The sequence below is a fragment of the Paenibacillus sp. GCM10027628 genome (assembly GCF_042676385.1).
Lineage (GTDB): Bacteria > Bacillota > Bacilli > Paenibacillales > NBRC-103111 > Paenibacillus_E.
The window spans coordinates 223,629-242,741 of the sequence record NZ_JBHTHA010000002.1 but is presented as its reverse complement, the minus strand read 5'-3'; the positions used below and the strand labels follow the sequence as shown (position 1 = coordinate 242,741).

The window sequence follows — 19,113 nt, the reverse complement described above, 5'->3', positions numbered from 1 at the left end:
GCTCCTGTCTTTTTTCGCTGAGCTGTAATATAATTGTTTCAATGTTATAGAACAGTTCAGCGAGGTGTGAACAATGAACACGGGACATTCGGAGCTCCATACGAAGCACGAACAAATTACGAAGTACATAGAATCTTTGCCTGTCGGCACGAAATTGTCTGTCAGGCAAATCGCCCAGGACCTTGATGTGAGCGAGGGAACGGCTTATCGGGCCATTAAGGAAGCGGAGAATATCGGGCTGGTTAGCACGAAAAGGCGAATTGGCACGATTCGGATGGAGAAGAAAGAAGAGCCGGTTATTGATAAACTTACTTTCGCTGAAATCGTGAATGTGGTAGAAGGTGTCGTTTTAGGCGGTGCAACGGGGATCCATAAAACGCTGAACAAATTCGTGATCGGCGCCATGCAATTGGAAGCGATGCTCAAGTACATTGAAACGGGCAATTTGCTCATTGTCGGTAATCGAGTGCAAGCGCATATGTGCGCGTTAAGCCAAGGCGCAGGGGTCTTGATTACAGGCGGATTCGATACGACGCCCGAAGTGAAAGAACTGGCCGATGAATTGAATCTTCCGATTATTGGCAGCTCGTATGATACGTTTACGGTCGCTACCATGATTAATAGAGCCATGGAGGATCGGCTTATCAAGAAAAAAATTATGATCGTTGAAGATATCGTTCGACAAGACAGTCCGGTTTACTCGCTGCTGGCCACGAACACGGTGAAGGATATGCAAAAGCTGGTCGAGGAAACGACACATACCCGATATCCGGTCATCGATGAACATCATATGCCGGTCGGCATGATCACGACTAAAGATATTATCGGCGCAGCGCCTACTCAGCGGATCGAAACGTTGATGACGCCGAATCCGCTCATGATCTCCTTGAAAACATCCGTAGCGTCAGCCGGTCATACGATGGTGTGGGAAGGGATTGAGCTGCTGCCTGTCATTGATGCGAATCGCAGAATGGTCGGCGTTATTTCCCGTAAAGATGTCATGAAGGCGATGCAGTACATGCAACGACAACCGCAAAATGCAGAGACGTTCGAGGTGCAAATTTATGCGGGCATCGACGAGCTGCGGGATGCCGAAGGCAAGTTGTACTTCAAGGGGGTTGTCACACCGCAAATGACCAATTTTGAAGGACTGGTGTCTGAAGGCGTGCTGACCACCATCATGATTCGTGCGGCCTATCGAACGGTTCAGGAGCAAAAGAAGGGCGATCTCATTCTGGATAGTTCCTCATGCTATTTTTTGATTCCTTTGCAAATTGATGACGTGATTGAGATTGTTCCGTCCATTGTCGAGATGAGCCGCAGATTTTGCAAGATTGATATGGAAATTGTGACGAACGGTACCCGTGTTGCGAGATCGATGTTCACAGCGCGTATTTTGTAGGAGATAGCAAAAGCAAACCCCCGAATTCCTCTTTCATGGAGGTATCGGGGGCTTTTTATTTTTATGGCAAAAGGCCTCTGACGTACTGTACCGTCATATCAATCGTATCATCGGCAAGCATCTCTAAGGAGATATCGATGCCTGGCTTATGCTGGTGCAGCTTGTCGAGGAACGATTTGGTTTGGAATATGCCTGCTCCAGAGCGTACTTGTTCCAGTTTATCGCCCTGTAACAATACGTCCTTTAAATGCGTAAGGACGATACGGCTGCCGAATGCGGCGAAGGCTTCATCCAAGAAAGCATCCTGATCCAAGAACGATTCCGGCGAGAGCAAATTCACAGGATCGAAGACGACGCCCAAATTGCTGGATGGGACTTCTTCCAGGATTCTTGCCATCTTTTCCGAGCTGGAAAGGGTATGAGTGAATACTGGCTCCAATCCGATAAAAACGCCCCATCGCTCTGCTTCCTCGGCGAGTTCCTCGACGGTTTGCTTCAGCGTTGCCCATCCGATCTCTTCGTAGCGCTTAAGGTCTTGAGCGAAATATGTTTGCAGATCGCCGGTTTCCGTCGCAACAATCGAAGTTCCGAAATCCCGCGCAAAGCGTAGATGCTCCTTGAAGCGGTCGATTTCAAGGCGTCGCTGCTCGCGATCCGGATGTACCGGGTTGATGTAGCAACCAAGAACGCCAATCCGCAGGCCGGAACCGGCGAACTGCTCGCCGATGTGATTGGCGAGACCCGGGCTTAGCTTGCCATGGCTCGTATCGATATCGCTAATCGCTTTGCTAAGTGCAAGCTGAACGAAATCGATCCCGCGCCCGCTTAATTTGGCGGTCAATTGACGAAGCGGCAGCTGTCCGACGGCATGAGCGAGTGTGCCGATGCCCATCTATCTGGCCATCCATCCGCCGTCGACGCATACCACGTGGCCGTTCATATAGTCGGAGGCCGAGGAGGCCAAGAATACAACCGGACCCTTCAAGTCTTCCGGCGTGCCCCAACGTCCGGCCGGGATACGCTCCGTGATGGATTGTGTACGCTTTTCATCCTTGAGAATCGGTGCAGTATTATTCGTTGTCATGTAACCGGGTGCGATCGCGTTGATCTGGATACCTTTTCCAGCCCATTCGTTTGCCAACGCTTTGGTAATGCCGGCTATGGCGTGCTTGCTTGCCGTGTAGCCAGGCACATTGATACCGCCTTGATAGGTGAGCATAGAGGCGATGTTAATGATCTTGCCGCTGCCGCGCTCCAACATATGACGGCCAACAAGCTGGCAGAGGAAGAAAGCGGAATTCAGGTTTAAATCAATCACATCATGCCAATCCTGTCGGGCATGATCGACTGCAGGCGTGCGGCGAATGATGCCTGCATTATTGACAAGGATGTCGATGCTGCCATAAATGCCTACAGCTTTGCTCACGACATCGTCTAGAAGGTCTTCATTACTGAGGTCAGCGGTAATGAGCTCAGCCTGACCGCCAAATGCGCGAATCGCCTCTACAGTTTGCACGCTTTCTGAAGAAGAAACGGCAATCACTTTAGCCCCTGCTTCCGCAAGCCCGATGGCCATCGCTTGACCGAGGCCGCCGGAAGCGCCCGTAACGAGGGCGAATTTATCTGTCAAATCAAATAAACGCATGAGTGGCACTCCTTTTACCTACTTATTGAGTTTCGACGTGAACTCCAGCCTGACGGAATTGCTCCGCCGTTTCCGCAGGAAGCGCGCTGTCGGTAAGAATGACCGATATTTCCGACAGTGCGGCAAAAGTTCTTAACGCGCATTGTCCGAATTTATAATGATCCGCGACGACATAAATGGTTGCACTTGACTGGATCAATGCTCGTTTGTAGTCGACGAGATCGCTTGTATAAATGGTGAAACCTTGCTGCAAGTGCACGCCTGTGGCGGAGAGAAACGACTTCTGTATGTTGAGCTTGCTGACATAGGCGGCGGCTTCCGGGCCTGCGAGCATATTGCGGATTCGATGGCCTCCGGGAACGACAAGTCGGATTTCAGCTTTATGCACAAGCTCAGAGATGATGTACAAGTCGTTGGTTACGACCGTTAGCGGCTGGTTATCGAGCCGCCTGGCAATTTCGAGCGTCGTACTGCCGCCATCCAGCGCGATAATATCGTGCGGCTGGATGTAGCGCAGCGCGATTTCGGCGATTTCAATCTTCTCGTCCGCATGCTTGACGATCGGTTCTTTCGCCGAAAGAATGCCGAGCTGGTCGCTCTGTGCGAGCATGGCACCGCCATGGATCCGCAGGAGCAGCCCTTTTTCCTCGAGCTTCGCCAAGTCTTCGCGAATGGTTTTGCCCGTGACCGAGAGGCGCTCGCTAAGCTCGCTCACTGTCACTTCTTTCTGTGCCAGCAATATTTCCATAATGGTTTCATATCTGCGTAAAGGGTTCATCTGTATGCATCCGTTCCATTTCTAAATGAGGTATACGGATTATTTTAAATCTTTCATAGCAACGGCGTCCATATCTTCGAAAATTTGATTTTCGCCGGCCATGCCCCAGATGAAGGTATAGTTGCTGGTGCCTACGCCGCTGTGAATGGACCAGCTTGGGGAAATGACAGCCTGCTCATTGCGCATGACCACATGGCGAGTTTCCTGCGGTTCGCCCATCATATGAAAAACAACACCGTCTTCCGGCATATCGAAATACAAGTAAACTTCGGAACGGCGGTTATGGGTATGGGATGGCATGGTGTTCCACATGTTGCCTGGTTTCAGCAATGTCATTCCCATAACAAGTTGACAGCTTTGCACGCCACCAGTGTGGATGTAGCGGTAGATCGTGCGCTCATTCGAGTTCGTGATGCTGCCCAAATGATTGGGAGATGCTTCGCTGATGGCGATTTTTACCGTAGGATGAGTGGCATGAGCAGGCGTGGAATTGAAGTAGAACTTCGCCGGATCGGCGGCGTTGTCGCTTGCAAACGTAATTTCTTTTGCGCCGCGGCCGATGTAGAGCCCGTCCTTGTTATCCATCGTGTACACAGTTCCGTCCACAGTTACGGTTCCTCTGGCGCCGATGTTGATGATGCCGATTTCACGACGCTCCAGGAAATAGTCGGCCGCCATGTCTTTTTTATTGGCTTCTAATTGAAGAGGGCCGTTAACCGGCACGATGCCGCCGACAATAAAACGATCCACATGCGAGTATACGGTTTTCACTTCGTTAGGTGTGAACAAGGTGTTAATTAAAAATTCTTCGCGTAAACGACTAGTATCAAAATTTTTCACTTCTCTTGGGTGTGAAGCGTAACGGATATCCATTTCCATGTTCAATCTCTCCTTTGGTTGTTCAAAATAGTTTATATAAGTTCATATAGGTTTAAGTTACTCCAAATGTGTGAATTAGGCAAGTGAGAATTTTAATGATTCCGTAGATGACCGGGCAATATGAATAATTGCCTTTCATTTGGCAAACAATGACAGCAATGGATTCATGATTTGTACGCAGGAGGGATTCAAAATGGATAAAAATCATTATTTCGATCACATTTGCAACGATACGATTCCGACGCAGCCTGATGAAGAGGCGACGACGCCGACCGATATGGTAAGTGAAGCGATTGAAGAAATCATGGACAATATTAAGCAGGCGTTCACCGGTAACGAGCAGGACGAGCGTTCGCTTTGAGATGAACATGAAAGAGGCTGAACCCTAAGTAGCTTAGCTACTGAAGGTCAGCCTCTCTTTCTTTTGAAACGGGGAGTGTATTACGAGGTGGAGGCGGTGGGCACTCCGTTTGTGTGAGTGTTTTATTTCGAAACGGGCTGATCCGTTACTGCTGCCAGCGAGGGACTGCCGGCAGCAGCGTGGATGGTCTTATTGAGCTTTCCCATCCAAATGAGATAACCCATTGCGACATAAGTTGCGCCCCAAAAAAAGGCGAACCATCGTTCCAACCCGGGAAGCCCGAACGAAATAATCATGATGACGATCATAATAACGGTCCAGCGGGGGAATACTTTGGCGCGGAAGGTCATTATCGCCAGCAGAATGGTACCCAGCAATAAGCCCATACCGGATACGGCGCCCGTTACGCCTGCAAACGCACCTTCTTTTGCATAGAAACCGTACGCAAACAAACCGTAGAAATTGGAGGCGATCATTAAGTTCCCGATCATAATCAATAGAGCCGTGATAAATCCGAGCACCCCGGTTTCACGGGATTGTGCCATATAGAGTGCGATGGAACAGACGGTCATTAAGATGCAGGCCGCATAGCCGCAGATCACCTCTGGCGTGCTGTCGTCCCCCCACAAGAAAGAAGACGGTGTCATCCCCATTCTTATAATTCCCGCCAACATACATAGAAAACCAAGCCATTTCACTACCTTTTCCGCTGTCATTTCATTCAGCCTCCGTTTGACGTGTTTACTTTCTGAAATGAATCATATCAAAGGAACATTCCTGCCCGCGAGAGTACCTTCTACCTATTGGACTCGGGAAATTTGATAGTGATTTTCGGGAAAAGCATTTGAGGTGATATACAGATTTTTAGGGGTCGGCTATAATTTTCCTATATGTCTTTGGTCCAGGAAGGCAGGTAGTGGAAATGACATCACCGAAGCTGAGCATTCAAGGCGACTTTTACAGGCAAAATGGAAGTCATCTTGTCAAGTTCTTTCAACTTTTTGTTATCGTATTCAGCCTCGTAACGATTCTATTTTTTATTGGCAGCATAGCAAGTTACTTCGAGACCCTTCGCACTGAATGTATTTTGCAAGCTTGCGGAAGCTTGGCGCCGGCTCCGCCGACAACCATTAAGGCATTGGAGCAATACCATCTCACGCCCGATACTTATGCTATCGCCTTTGTTGTGATCGATTGCGCACTAGCTTTTATTTTTTATGCTGCTGCGGGAATTATTTTTTGGAAATGCAAAGGTGAGCTCATGGCCGTTCTTGCCATCCTTGCTTTGGTTTCATACGGCACAACCTTTCCTGCTTTGGTCTTCATCGCCTCAGAAGGGAAGCCATGGTTGGATACTTGGAACAATATCGTCGGGGCGGTCGGCTGGATGGCGCTTTTCTTATTTTTCCTGCTTTTTCCGACCTGGCGGTTCTCTCCCTCCTGGACGTATGCTTTCTTCATACCGTTTTGCCTCATCCACATATTCGGCCTTATGTTCCCGGGCTCCATGGTGGATTTACACCAATGGTCAGGTACGGCAAGAATAGCCGTTTACATCGTTGCTATCGGGCTTATGATTTTCTCGCAGTTTTACCGCTATAGGAAAATTTCCAGCGCCGAGCAAAGACAGCAAACCAAATGGGTCGTTTACGGTGTCTCGATTTCGTTTGTCGGTTTTATCGGTATAAGTGCATTGTTCGTATATCCGGCATTAGCTGATATTCCGGTTACTTATTTGTACTTAAATAGCGCGTTGCACGTTTTTGTCGCAGTCATTCCGTTCACACTGACGTTCGCAGTGCTGAGGCACAGGCTATGGGATATTGACCCGCTGGTCAACCGAACGCTGGTGTATGGGGCGTTATCGCTTGCTATCGTTCTGATCTACTCGTTGTCAGTTCTTTATTTAAGCCGTATGTTCCGGACAGAAGGGAACTATTTCATCTCTTTGACGGCGACTTCCGTTGTGGCGGTTCTATTTGTCCCGATCAAAGAGCGGCTGCAGCGAATGGTGAATCGTATGTTAAAAGGAAGACATGATGATCCCTATTCGGTTCTAGTCGAGCTCGGCGATCAGCTTACTAAACCGGTTGACCCGGATGCAATGTTAGATGTCGTTGCAGGTTCAATTCAAGATGCGCTCAGGCTTCCTTACGTAGGAATTTTCATCAAATTGAACGGAAAAGAAAGACTGGCAGCTGAGAGCGGAAAGCATAAATATGAATTGCATGAATTCCCTATTATTCATGGCGGAGACGACCTTGGATCACTCCATTTATCCAGCCGTTCGCCAGGTGAAGCGTTCAGCGCAGAGGATCACAAATTGTTGAATGTGCTGCTGCGTCAGGCAGGGCCGATTGTCCAGAACGTTATTATGACGGTCGGCAATAAGCTGCTGGCGAAGGATCTGCAAGAATCGAGTGAACGGCTCATTCTGGCCAGAGAAGAAGAGAGGCGGCAAATTCGCCGTAATCTGCATGATGATCTCGCTCCACGCTTGATGTCATTAGCATTTAACGTTGCAGCCGCCGAGCAGTATATTAAAAAAAGTCCGGACACAGCCATCGAGTTGCTTGGCGAACTTAGGAAGACCATTCGTTCAACCGTCGATGAAATTCGTACGATGGTTCACGATATGCGGCCGCCCACACTTGACGAGTTCGGTTTGCTCGGCTCCATCCAAGCGCGGCTTGATGAAATTTTAAAGACCTCCATGCAAGCATCTTCTTCACTGCAAGTGGCCCCCCTGCGTGTGAACTTGCATGCTCCGGGAGGGCTACCCGCGTTGCCTGCGGCGGTGGAGGTAGCCGCTTACCGGATCGTTACGGAGTCGCTCGTCAACGTGGTGAGGCATGCAAAGGCAACACTTTGCGATGTACATATTCAGATCGATCCGACCAATGAGCTGATTATTGAAGTCATTGATAATGGAGTCGGCTTGCCCAGCCGTATCAAGCCTTACGGTAATGGGGGAATCGGCATAACCTCCATCCGTGACAGGGCGGCAGAGCTGGGCGGCCAATGCATAATTGAAAGAATGGAAGCAGGCGGCACTAGAGTGAAAGCGCGGCTGCCATTTTCACTGGAGGTGGAATAAAACATGAGAGTCCTGCTTGCTGACGACCATCCGTTATTTCGTGGCGGTGTGCGAAATTTAATTCAAACCACAGAAGATTTGAAAGTAATCGGAGAAGCAGCTACCGGGGAAGAAGCTATTGAAATGGCAGTTGCCCTACAGCCGGATGTTATTGTGATGGACATTCGCATGCCTGGCATTAACGGAATTGAAGCGACCAAATTCATCCGAGACAAACTACCGCACATGAAAATATTAATTGTCACGATGCTCCAAAATGACAAGTCTGTCTTTAAGGCGATGCAGATGGGAGCAAGAGGCTACGTGCTGAAGGACGCGGGAGAAATGGAGCTGTTGCAATCCATACGCATGGTCGGAAGCGGCGGAGCCGTCTTCAGCTCGGATATTGCGGAACGAATGATGCATTATTTTTCACTGCCTCAGCAGGCGGAACCGCAGAATCCTGCACTTGCCGAGCTGACCGGCCGCGAAATGGAGATATTGGAGCTAATTGCGAGCGGCCATACGAATGGACAAATTGCGGCCCGTCTCCAACTCAGCGTGAAGACCGTCGCTAACCACGTCACGAATATTTTGAATAAGCTTGAAGTTGCTGACCGGCACGAAGCTAAACGATTGTTAAGAAACTCCCTGGATTCGCTTGGAACAGAAGAAGAAGAGGATTATTAAAAGATGAGCCGTCGCTTATTCCAACCGACATTAACGGAGCAGGACTTTCATCCGCAGGTGCTCGCCTATTATTTTAAGCAATGGAATGGCTTTCACATGCCTTTTCACCGCCATGACGCTACTGAAATTATGTATACAATTCAAGGCTCTTGCGAAGTTGAAATTCAAGCTGGGCAAGCCGGTCTGGATAGCGTGAGCCTGAAAAAGGGCGAATTCATTATTTTGGATGCGAACGTGCCGCACCGCCTGATTGTCGATGAGGCGAATCCTTGCCGAATGCTCAATGTCGAGTTTCGGTTTGTAGATTGTAAAGGTGTTTTTCCATCGATCAGACAGCTAGCTTCGGATGAAGTCGTGCTATCGAGCCTGTTGAAGACTCAGTCTTCTTTCTTGGTACTACGCGACCCGGACGAGGTCTATCACATTATGAAAAGTCTCGTACTGGAGCTCGATAAACCGGGGATAAAAAGCGAAACCATGGTGCAGCTGCTCATTGCTCAGCTGCTTATTCGAATCGCAAGACTTCGAGCAGAAGCAGACAACAGCGGACTTCCGCAAGGTGAATGGTATGTCAAACAGAGCATCGATTATCTCCACCAGAATTATGATCGTGAGATCCAGGTGAAGGACATTGCAGGAGCTGTCAATCTTCATCCGGGCTATTTACAGCGTATATTCAAAACACAAACGAAACAAACGCTGATGGAATATTTAACGATGATCCGTATGGAAAAGGCTAAAATGCTGCTGGTCGAAACCGATGTGCCCATTACGGAAATTTGCGATTATGTCGGTGTGGGCAGCCGTCAATATTTTCATATGCTTTTCAAAATGTACACGAACCAAACACCGCTCGAATTTCGCAAATCGGTCTCGGCTCAAAGATGGGACTATCCGGAAGAAAGTTAGAATCTTTGACATTCTCAAAGGATATTGGTGAGGAATTTGGTAACGCTCTCTCATTGTCGCTTGCTACAATTGGAATTGGGAAAGTAACGACAGAGAGGAAGAGTGCCGTGTCATTTAAAGTTGTTTTCGTTGGTGCTGGAAGTATTGGATTCACTCGCGGACTATTGCGTGATTTGTTGGCCGTACCTGAATTTCACGATATTCAAGTGGCTTTTACAGACATCAATCCGCATAATTTGGAGATGGTGACGGAGCTGTGTCAACGCGATATCCGGGAAAATGGTTTGTCGATAGACATACAAGCAACGACGGATCGCCGAGAAGCGCTGCAAGACGCCAAGTACGTGCTATGTACGATACGTGTGGGCGGATTGGAAGCTTTTGCGACAGATGTGGATATTCCGCTAAAATACGGCGTCGACCAATGTGTCGGTGACACGTTGTGTGCCGGTGGCATTATGTACGGGCAGCGAGGCATTGCCGAGATGCTGAACATTTGCCGTGACATTCGCGAAGTCGCTGCACCTGATGTATTGCTGCTGAATTATGCCAATCCGATGGCGATGCTGACATGGGCTTGCAACAAGTACGGAGGCGTCCGCACCATCGGGCTGTGCCACGGCGTTCAGCACGGTCATCATCAAATTGCCGAAGCGTTCGGTCTGAAACAGGAAGAAGTGGACATTATATGCGCCGGCATTAATCATCAAACTTGGTATGTGCAGGTTCGACACAACGGGGAAGATTTGACGGGCAAGCTGCTGGAAGCGTTCGAAAACCATCCGGAATTTGCCCGCACGGAAAAAGTACGCATCGACATGCTGCGCCGCTTCGGTTACTACAGCACAGAATCGAACGGTCACTTAAGCGAGTATGTGCCTTGGTACCGCAAGCGTCCGAGTGAGATTCAGGAATGGATCGATATGGGCAGCTGGATCAATGGGGAGACAGGCGGCTACCTGCGAGTATGCACGGAAGGACGCAGCTGGTTCGAAACGGATTTCCCGAACTGGATGAAGGATCCGGCTTTTGCTTATGTGAAAGAGAAACGCAGCCAAGAGCACGGTTCCTACATCATCGAAGGCCTGGAGACGGGGCGGTTGTATCGCGGTCACTTCAACATGGTGAACAATGGTGTTATCGCTAACCTGCCGAACGATGCGGTCATTGAAGCGCCTGGCTATGTCGATCGCAACGGCATCTCAATGCCGCATGTTGGTGACCTGCCCCTAGGACCTGCTGCTGTATGCAATGTCAGCATTTCCGTGCAGCGTCTTGCTGTGGAAGCTGCGGTTCATGGCGACGACAAGCTGCTGCGCCAAGCTTTTATGATGGATCCGCTTGTCGGGGCGGTATGTAATCCGAAAGAAATATGGCAAATGGTCGACGAAATGCTGGTCGCAGGAGAACAGTGGCTGCCACAGTACGGGACTGCGATTGCGGAAGCGAAGAAGCGCCTTGCATCCGGCAATTTGCTGCCTACACGGGATTACGAAGGTGCCGCACGCATGAAGGTAAAAACCGTGGAAGAAATGCAGCAGGATCGTGAAGCCGCGAACAAAAATGCGGGCGAAGCCGATAAGGGAAAAGACCGGGCCGCCGTTAGTTCCTGATGGTTCATTTGCATTCAAGTATGTTCATATGGGTTCTTATCCGTTATAATGAAGGAGCAAGCGAGGGAGGACCGCTTGGTCCTTTTTCGTTTTTCATCCAACCGTTTGATTGCGAAAGGGGAAGCTTGAATGTCTAATATTGGCGTATGGGAACCGGCAGAACCAGGCGTGAAACGCTGCATATTGAAAGCCGAAGTGGGATTGATGATGATGGAGGTTCATTTCGAACCTGGAGCTGTCGGCTATCAGCATAGTCATGTTCATGAACAAATGTCATATTGCTTAAAAGGCAAAATCGAGTTTACGATAAATGGCGAAAAAACAACGATCGAGCAAGGGCAAACGATTTACATCCCAAGCGGAGCTCAACATGGCGTCACTGCACTTGAAGCCTCAGCCCTGCTGGATGTCTTCACACCGATAAGAGAAGATCTCGTGAAACGATAAAGTCTGTTACCTGTTCCAGTTGCGTTTGCAGCTGGTTTTTTTTGTGAGGGAAATGAGTGCATTTACATACGTGAAGGGGTGCAACTTTGGCCGTAGTAGAAGGGGACGAAAAGCGTGGATTTGGTTTTACCGAAGCTTGTTTTTACGTGATCGGGGACGCTGGCGGTGAAGCTGCTCGTCTATTCGGCGATGCTGGTCGTCATCCCGCTGCTTGTTGTAGGACTGATCTCGTTTCAGAAATATTCAGAGGTGCTAGCGCCCCTTTTGGGCGCTACAGGGGCGAATAGCCTGGGGGCTGCGTCTGAAAGGCCCAAAAGGGCCTTTACAGCGCTGGATCCCGCGCCATTGGCGGGAAAGGCGCTCTGTAGCGCCCCTTTTGGGCGCTACAGTGGCGAATAGCCTGGGGGCTGCGTCTGAAAGGCCCCAAAGGCCTTTACAGCGTCGGCTCCCGCGCCATTAGCGGGAAAAGCGCTCTGTAGCGCCCTTTTTGGGCGCTACAGTGGCGAATAGCCTGGGGGCTGCGTCTGAAAGGCCCCAAAAGGCCTTTACAGCGTCTGCTCCCGCGCGATTGGCGGGAAAAGCGCTCTGTAGCGCCCCTTTTGGGCGCTACAGGGGCGAATGGCCTGGGGGCTGTGACTGAAAGGCCTAAAAAGGCCTTTACAGCGTCGGCTCCCGGTCCATTGGCGGGAAAAGTGCAGTTTCTAGCTGTTAACAAGCTTTGCCGCAACAGCAGGGTGAAGCTTGTAGCACTTGATGCGCTTTTGCCCAGCGCCTGCAGGCAGCAGCAGTCTTTTCTCCGCCATCGCCAGCAAGATACGACGAGCCTTCTTTTGTCCGAAACCAAACTTTTCGCATACGTCACGAGGTGTAAGAAATCGGTCGATGGTCTGAGTGAACCGGCAGATTTCTTTTTCAATGTAGTTCATCTCAACAACTTGCTGCTGCGTGTCTCCGAAATAGCGTCCCATAAATTGCTGCAGAATTTGCTCACACATTCGCGGGCGATCTTTTACATCATCATAGGTAAAGCGCAGGACTTTCCAACCATCAATGATTAAGTGATTCTGACGCATCCACTGGTCTGAAAACTGCGAACGGCTGATATGGGCCGAGTGGGTGCCATAACCATCGATCTCAATGGCAAGCCGCAGAGAGTGGCGTATAAAAGCAAAGTCGATATACCTGTACCCATCACGAAAGTCCCTCACTTCATATTCAGGATGCAGATCCTGAAAGTCGTCAAAAGCCTTCCACCACACTTGTTGGAGGAATAATTTCTCCGCATGGCCATGCCCTTCTTTAAGTCTTCTTAATCGCTCGCCTTTTTCTAAAAGAGAGATGTTGTTGCAAGAATACCCCGTGCAATTTTTCGAACGAATCCATATGTACACTAATTCACTCCCCAGAAAACAAATAAGCCGCTCTCCTAGAGCAGCTACAAATGCTGAACTAGGAAAGCGGCGTGTGCTTCACAACCGTTTGAGATAAGTATAGCATGGATCCCAGAAAACTGGAAGTACATGAGAGAGTTGGAAATGTTTAAACATGTTGCAACCGGGTTGGTATTATTAGGTTCACAGGCTATCGCACGTGATCTATGAGCGCGATAAGGTTCACAGGCAATGGGACGTGGTCTAAGAACGTGATAAGGTTCATGAGCTATGGTGCTTGCTCTATGAACGCGATAAGGTTCATGAGCAATGGGGCTTGCTCTATGAGCATAATTAGGTTCTTGTACTAAGAGGCTTGCTCAATGTGCGCAATTAGGTTCTTGCAATACGAGACGTGATCCATGAGCGCGATCAAGTTCATTTATGGGGTATGACCCATGAGCCATAGGTCAAACATGTTGTTACATCTAACCACACGTTTACTTACCCCTCGACCCCCACCATCACCGGAATCACAATCTCAACCTCCGTGCCCTCACCAAGGGCGCTGCGATACGTCAAGTTGTAGGGCTCTCCGAAATAATGGCGGATGCGCTCAATGACATTCTTCACGCCGTACCCGCTGCCGCTTATTTTGCTGCGGCTTGTTCCGGCCATGATGTCGTCGACTTGGTTCTGGCGCATACCGACGCCATTATCTTGAACCACAAGGCGGATGCTCCCATCTGTCCGTTTTGCGCTAATTGTGATCGTCCCCTCGCGAGTAGTGCGCCCCAAGATGCCGTGAAGAATCGCGTTTTCTACGATAGGCTGAAGCGTAATTTTCGGAATCGCATGATCGAGCAGCTCTTCAGGCACCTGAATCTGGAAATCGATTTTGTTCTCGAACCGGATGTTCTGAATTTGCACATAAAATGAAACATGCTGCAGTTCTTCACGCAAGGTAATGATGTCTTTGCCATTGCTTAAGCTGACTTTATAGAATCGCGCTAACGCCTTGACGACTTTCTTGATGTCTGTGTTGAGCCCGCTGTCTGCCATCCAATTAATGAGATCGAGCGTGTTATATAGAAAATGCGGGTTAATCTGCGATTGCAGCGCCTTCAACTCCGCGTTCTTAACCTCTTGGCCCAGCCGATACTGTTCCTTGTTCATCGAGCGGATCTGTTCAACCATATAGTTATAGGTCTGAATGAGCTCGCCGATTTCGTCCTTCCCCTGCGTTTGAGCGAGAGCGATCAGATTCCCCTTCTGAACGTCGCGCAACCGGCTTGTCAGCTGTGTGATGCGGCGGGTGACGGAGTAGGAAAATAAATAAGCCAGCAAATAAGCGACTGCGGTGACGATGAGCAGCAAAACTAGCAAATCATTGCGCAGTTGATGGCTCTGCTGAACGACTTCGTTGAGCGGGATAACTGTAACCATACCCCAATTCGAGGGAAGCTGCCGATACAAATAGTAGTTGTTATTGCTCTGCCAATCCAGCGTAACGGCATCGCTCTCTGTATCAGGTAGCTGCATCCCCGCGAAATCGACGGGGTCCGATGCAAGAACGATTTGGTGGTTTTGATCAACGAGGAATGTCTCGCTCTTCTTCACCACATTCGCTTTTTTCAGCATCGTTCGCAGTGTCTCCCCCTGTACATCAACCCGAAGCTGCCCGATGGGGACGGAGTAGTTGTTCGGGTCGAGGATGCTTCTGACCACATACAGAGAATCTTCATCATGTGTCGCATTAGCGCCGAGTTCGGCAGATGTGCACCACATGTACTTGGCGTGCTGCTCGTTTAACTTATTGAAACAGGAGCTGTTTACGGTTTGGTCCAAGGGTAAGAAGTTTTCCAATTCATTGGAAAATATAAATGCCTTGGGTACATAGAGCAGCACCCGAGAGATATCGAGACTGTCCTGCATCGACCTGAGCAATTGCTTCAGACTGCTGTAATCCTGCAGCTCGTGGTTAATATCCTGTCCGACATTCACGTCCATCAAAATACCGGAGACCGTCGAGTTTGACACCAGGACATTGGTCGTTTCCGCGATCCGCTGCACACGGTAGCTTAAAAACGAATACGTCTGATCAAATCCTTGTTTGGCCGAATACGTCACGTGATTGATAATAATCGCAGACATTTTATCCGAAGCGATGAACTGATAGAAGCCGAGCGGCAAAATAATGAGCAGCAAGTAGCTGTACATGATTTTATGCCGCAATTTGGTGTTGTACAGCCATTTACGGAAGATTTGGATGAATGAGAATATCATGATTGACATCGCTCCCGATATTCCGTTGGGGTCATTCCCGTATATTTGCGGAAGCTTTTGGCAAAATGCTCTCCGTCCTTGAAGCCTACCTGGAAGGCGATATCCAATACTTTTAACCGGTCGCCCCTCAGCAAATCTTTTGCTTTTTCCATGCGATATTCCGTCACGTATTGCTTGATCGTTTTACCCGTAGCCTCTTTGAAAATAGAAATCAGATGCGAAGCCGTCATCTGCATATGCTCGCTCACTTCCTGGACGGACAAGTCGTCCTCGGCAAAATGCTGATGAATGTAGCGGATTATTCTCGAGCTTGTGGAGGCATTCGTTCCGTTACCTCGTTCTCTGAGGGCTTGCTTCAGCTCATCGAGCTTCAGCAGCACGGCTTGATGAATATCATCGAGATAATGACATTCCAAAATGAGCTTCCACGGCAAATCTCTTTCTTTCGTTGTCTGGAACAAGACGACGTTGCGGCTTGCGGCAAATTTATCCATGTCCAGCATGAAGCGGTAATATAGCTCTTTGACGCTGATGATCATTGTTCCCGGGTATTGTCGTATATCGGATGTGACTGCGCCGAGAAGTCGCGTCGACTCGTCGAAATCTTCCTCGGCCAATGCTTCCTGGAACCGGTTCAGCAGCTGAGGAGAGGCTTGATAATGCTGCGCATGAGCCTCGCTGCCGTAGCTGTCATGTATGTTGATCGAGCATGGCTTATGAAAAAAAGCTTCCTGAAGACGAAGAACGGCGCCCGTATAAGATTCGATCAACCGTTTTGCCGTAGGCACGATGTTTCCGGCGGCAATGGAAAATGGTTTGAATTGCTTTTTAAGAACAGCTGAAAGCTCGTAACACAGGTGATGCAAGGTTGAGTGATCTACAGGATTTTGTTGCCTTGAACATAAGTGAAGAATGATGTGGTTGTCATCTTTCAAAGCAAATAAATAAGGAATTTCAAGCAGCGCAGGGACCTCGCCAAGCAATTTCGCAATGTCCTCCTTGGTAATCGGAGGCGTGACGAGCTTAACCAGGACTGTTGTGGCCGGCCCGTTCAGCTGCCCCTCAAACCCGGCCGCAAGGAGCCTGTGCTGCAGCTGATCCTCATCGAAGGCGCCACGAATGAGCTGAAGAGCTGCTTCCTGCTTGATATAGTCTTTATTTTCCCTGGCTACTGCGTCATTCGCTTGATGCCGTTGTTCATCCCGGCAGATGGCAACGGCACCGCGGATCGCTTCTTCCAGTTCTTCAATATCGATGGGCTTCTCTACATAGCTAACCGCTTTCAACGAAATCGCCGCTTTCAAATATTCCTTGTCCGCGTAACCGCTCATAAAAACAATCTTGCACTGCGGATACTTTCTGCGCAGGTGAAAGGCGAGCTCGATGCCATCCATCCGCGGCATGCGAATATCGGAGAGCACGATATCGGGCTGGAATTGCTCACAAAGGGCCACAGCCTCCAAGCCATCTACCGCCTCGGCAATCTCGGTAATCCCGAGATCCTCCCAATGGATTGATTTGCGAATACCTTCTCTCGTGAATTTTTCATCCTCTGCGAAAAGAAGTTTCAAGCAGACTTCCCCCTTTTACGTACGTGTACAACCAAGATGTAGCTCTAGAGTAACGCATAAAAAGAACCAACGCTACTGTCTTTGGGAGTCATCTGCAAAACTTACAGGCAATCGATATTTTGTCGGGTTATCCGGCGTTATCGAACCTGTTAATTTAATATACAGGAGAGACAACTAGAACCGGATGGGGGAAGGAATAGAGATGAGAACTGGACTCTTATATCGCATCAAAACCAAAAAAACAATGCTGCTGATGATTGCTCCGGCGGTGATTTACTTCTTGCTCTTCAGTTATTTGCCGATGGCCGGCATTGTACTGGCGTTCAAGCAGTACAGGTATGATTTGGGCATTTTTAACTCGCCCTGGGTGGGTTTGGATAATTTTAAGTTTTTCTTCATGACGGGCGATGCGTTCAGGGTGACGCGAAATACGATGCTTTACAACGCAGTATTTATTCTCGTCAACAATGCGCTGCAAATCGTCGTCGCCATTCTGATGGCGGAGATCGGCAGCAAGCTGTTCCGCAAAACGGCGCAGACGCTCATGTTTTTGCCGTATTTTTTATCCTGGGTTGTTGTCGGCGCAGTTGCTTATAATCTCTTTAATTACGAGCATGGTACGGTAAATACGATTCTACGCTCGCTGCACATTCCGGAGCTGGACATCTATACGACGCCTGAATATTGGAAGTATATCTTGGTCTTTTTCTCAGCCTGGAAAGCTGTCGGTTACGGCGCGGTCTTTTATATGGCCTCTATCCTCAGTATTGACCGGGAAACGTATGAGGCTGCAGAAATCGACGGTGCGAATGTGTTTCAGCGCATCATGCGCATCACGCTCCCGTCCTTGCGCCCGACGATTACGATCTTGGTGCTGCTCGCCATCGGCGGCATTTTCCGCGGAGATTTCGGGCTGTTCTACCAGCTTGTAGGCAACAATGGACTTCTTTATCAGACGACGGATGTGATAGATACCTACGTATACCGTTCGCTTCTAGTGAACAATGAGATCGGCATGTCTTCGGCAATTGGCTTTTATCAATCCATTCTGTGCTTTGTGACGATCATGATCACGAATTTTCTGGTGCGCAGATCGGACAAAGATAACGCATTATTTTAAAGTGGGGTGAACCTATGAGTACGACTACTGTGAAAAAAAACCACTTGGATCAGCGCTTGCTGGATGTGATCGGTTATGTGCTGATCAGCCTCATTTGCTTGGCCTGTCTGGTCCCATTCCTCCTCATTATCAGCGGTTCTCTGACCAGTGAATCGTCGATAACAAGCGAAGGATTCCGGTTATGGCCCAAGGAGTTCTCCTGGGATGCCTACGCCTTTGCGCTCAAGCATCCGCAGCAATTTGTCAGCTCTTATTTGTTGACGATCGCCTTAACGGTAACAGGTACAGTTGTGGGATTGTTCATTTCAGCTATGGCGGCCTATGTGTTGCAGCGTCAAGATTTTGAGTGGCGCGGAGGATTTTCCTTCTTCTTTTACTTCACAACGCTATTTAATGGCGGACTGGTGCCATGGTACATTTTGATGGTTAACTATTTGCACATGAAAAACACATTTTGGTCGCTGCTGTTGCCTCCGCTGCTCAATGTGTTCTATATTTTGATTCTGCGAACGTTTTTGCGGAGCATCCCGGATGCAATTACCGAATCGGCCAAAATCGACGGAGCCGGAGATTTTACGATCTTCATCCGATTAATTCTGCCTTTGGCCAAGCCGGGCCTGGCGACCATCGGCCTTTTCACAGCACTCAATTATTGGAACGACTGGTTTAACTCTCTGCTGTTTGTACAGAATGAGAAACTGTATACCCTGCAATATTTGCTCTATAAAATGCTTGGCAATCTCGAGGGGATTCGCAAGGTGATGGAAATTTCCGGGATGCATGTCGCCGATTTGCCGGGAGAAAGCTTGAAAATGGCATTGGCCATTCTGGTAACGGGTCCGATTATCTTTTTGTATCCGTTCGTCCAGCGGTACTTCGTCCAAGGCTTGACCGTCGGCGCTGTGAAAGGGTAACCCCGGGAAATACCGTTCCCGGTTATCATAAATCATTTATCATGTTTATAAG

General features: G+C 49.1%; 17 protein-coding genes. 9 read left to right on the top strand and 8 right to left on the bottom strand.

What is annotated here, in order from left to right:
* Positions 1-73 precede the first annotated feature (73 nt).
* Positions 74-1,402 carry a DRTGG domain-containing protein gene (locus tag ACFQZT_RS02360; RefSeq protein WP_379296158.1) on the top strand — a complete coding sequence of 443 codons (1,329 nt, stop codon included), beginning with the start codon at positions 74-76 and terminating at the stop codon, positions 1,400-1,402.
* Positions 1,403-1,463: 61 nt separating this feature from the next.
* On the opposite strand, the gene ACFQZT_RS02355 is transcribed toward ACFQZT_RS02360, so the two are convergent.
* The 4 genes from ACFQZT_RS02355 to kduI are packed head-to-tail and all read right to left on the bottom strand — an operon-like array spanning position 1,464 to position 4,698.
* Complete coding sequence (locus tag ACFQZT_RS02355; protein ID WP_379296156.1) at positions 1,464-2,294, bottom strand: sugar phosphate isomerase/epimerase family protein; 831 nt, start codon at positions 2,292-2,294, stop codon at positions 1,464-1,466.
* Positions 2,295-3,047 carry a 2-dehydro-3-deoxy-D-gluconate 5-dehydrogenase KduD gene (gene kduD, locus ACFQZT_RS02350; RefSeq protein ID WP_379296154.1) on the bottom strand — a complete coding sequence of 251 codons (753 nt, stop codon included), beginning with the start codon at positions 3,045-3,047 and terminating at the stop codon, positions 2,295-2,297.
* A 22-nt stretch (positions 3,048-3,069) separates the two neighbouring features.
* Positions 3,070-3,825, bottom strand: a complete 756-nt coding sequence (locus ACFQZT_RS02345) for a DeoR/GlpR family DNA-binding transcription regulator (RefSeq protein ID WP_379296152.1) — start codon at positions 3,823-3,825, stop codon at positions 3,070-3,072.
* 39 nt (positions 3,826-3,864) lie between these two features.
* Positions 3,865-4,698, bottom strand: coding sequence for a 5-dehydro-4-deoxy-D-glucuronate isomerase (gene kduI / locus ACFQZT_RS02340; RefSeq protein WP_379297910.1), 834 nt, complete (start codon positions 4,696-4,698; stop codon positions 3,865-3,867).
* A 199-nt stretch (positions 4,699-4,897) separates the two neighbouring features.
* Between kduI and ACFQZT_RS02335 the strand changes: the two genes are divergently transcribed.
* Positions 4,898-5,065, top strand: coding sequence for a hypothetical protein (locus tag ACFQZT_RS02335; protein ID WP_379296150.1), 168 nt, complete (start codon positions 4,898-4,900; stop codon positions 5,063-5,065).
* Between the two features lie 122 nt (positions 5,066-5,187).
* On the opposite strand, the gene ACFQZT_RS02330 is transcribed toward ACFQZT_RS02335, so the two are convergent.
* Positions 5,188-5,781, bottom strand: coding sequence for a hypothetical protein (locus ACFQZT_RS02330; protein WP_379296148.1), 594 nt, complete (start codon positions 5,779-5,781; stop codon positions 5,188-5,190).
* A gap of 206 nt (positions 5,782-5,987) precedes the next feature.
* Between ACFQZT_RS02330 and ACFQZT_RS02325 the strand changes: the two genes are divergently transcribed.
* The 5 genes from ACFQZT_RS02325 (at position 5,988) to ACFQZT_RS02305 (ending at position 11,800) form a co-directional block, all read left to right on the top strand.
* Positions 5,988-8,162 carry a sensor histidine kinase gene (locus ACFQZT_RS02325; protein WP_379297908.1) on the top strand — a complete coding sequence of 725 codons (2,175 nt, stop codon included), beginning with the start codon at positions 5,988-5,990 and terminating at the stop codon, positions 8,160-8,162.
* 3 nt (positions 8,163-8,165) lie between these two features.
* Positions 8,166-8,831 (top strand): response regulator, encoded by a 666-nt coding sequence (locus ACFQZT_RS02320; RefSeq protein WP_379296146.1) that lies wholly within the window; start codon positions 8,166-8,168, stop codon positions 8,829-8,831.
* Between the two features lie 3 nt (positions 8,832-8,834).
* On the top strand, positions 8,835-9,740 hold the full coding sequence (locus ACFQZT_RS02315; RefSeq protein WP_379296144.1) for an AraC family transcriptional regulator: 906 nt from the start codon (positions 8,835-8,837) through the stop codon (positions 9,738-9,740).
* Positions 9,741-9,847: 107 nt separating this feature from the next.
* Positions 9,848-11,353, top strand: coding sequence for an alpha-glucosidase/alpha-galactosidase (gene melA / locus ACFQZT_RS02310; protein ID WP_379296142.1), 1,506 nt, complete (start codon positions 9,848-9,850; stop codon positions 11,351-11,353).
* 129 nt (positions 11,354-11,482) lie between these two features.
* Entirely contained in the window at positions 11,483-11,800 is a 318-nt protein-coding gene (locus ACFQZT_RS02305; protein WP_188172802.1) for a cupin domain-containing protein, read from the top strand.
* Positions 11,801-12,501: 701 nt separating this feature from the next.
* On the opposite strand, the gene ACFQZT_RS02300 is transcribed toward ACFQZT_RS02305, so the two are convergent.
* From ACFQZT_RS02300 to ACFQZT_RS02290, 3 genes are all read right to left on the bottom strand, one after another.
* Positions 12,502-13,191, bottom strand: coding sequence for an endonuclease domain-containing protein (locus ACFQZT_RS02300; protein ID WP_379296140.1), 690 nt, complete (start codon positions 13,189-13,191; stop codon positions 12,502-12,504).
* 483 nt (positions 13,192-13,674) lie between these two features.
* Complete coding sequence (locus tag ACFQZT_RS02295) at positions 13,675-15,456, bottom strand: sensor histidine kinase (protein WP_379296138.1); 1,782 nt, start codon at positions 15,454-15,456, stop codon at positions 13,675-13,677.
* Positions 15,453-17,027 (bottom strand): response regulator, encoded by a 1,575-nt coding sequence (locus tag ACFQZT_RS02290; protein WP_379296136.1) that lies wholly within the window; start codon positions 17,025-17,027, stop codon positions 15,453-15,455. The genes ACFQZT_RS02295 and ACFQZT_RS02290 overlap by 4 nt, the downstream gene beginning before the upstream one ends.
* Before the next feature lie 202 nt (positions 17,028-17,229).
* Between ACFQZT_RS02290 and ACFQZT_RS02285 the strand changes: the two genes are divergently transcribed.
* The gene (locus ACFQZT_RS02285) at positions 17,230-18,147 is read left to right on the top strand and encodes an ABC transporter permease (RefSeq protein ID WP_379296134.1); all 918 of its coding nucleotides are present in this window, start codon (positions 17,230-17,232) and stop codon (positions 18,145-18,147) included.
* 14 nt (positions 18,148-18,161) lie between these two features.
* Complete coding sequence (locus ACFQZT_RS02280) at positions 18,162-19,061, top strand: carbohydrate ABC transporter permease (RefSeq protein WP_379296132.1); 900 nt, start codon at positions 18,162-18,164, stop codon at positions 19,059-19,061.
* Positions 19,062-19,113 lie beyond the last annotated feature (52 nt).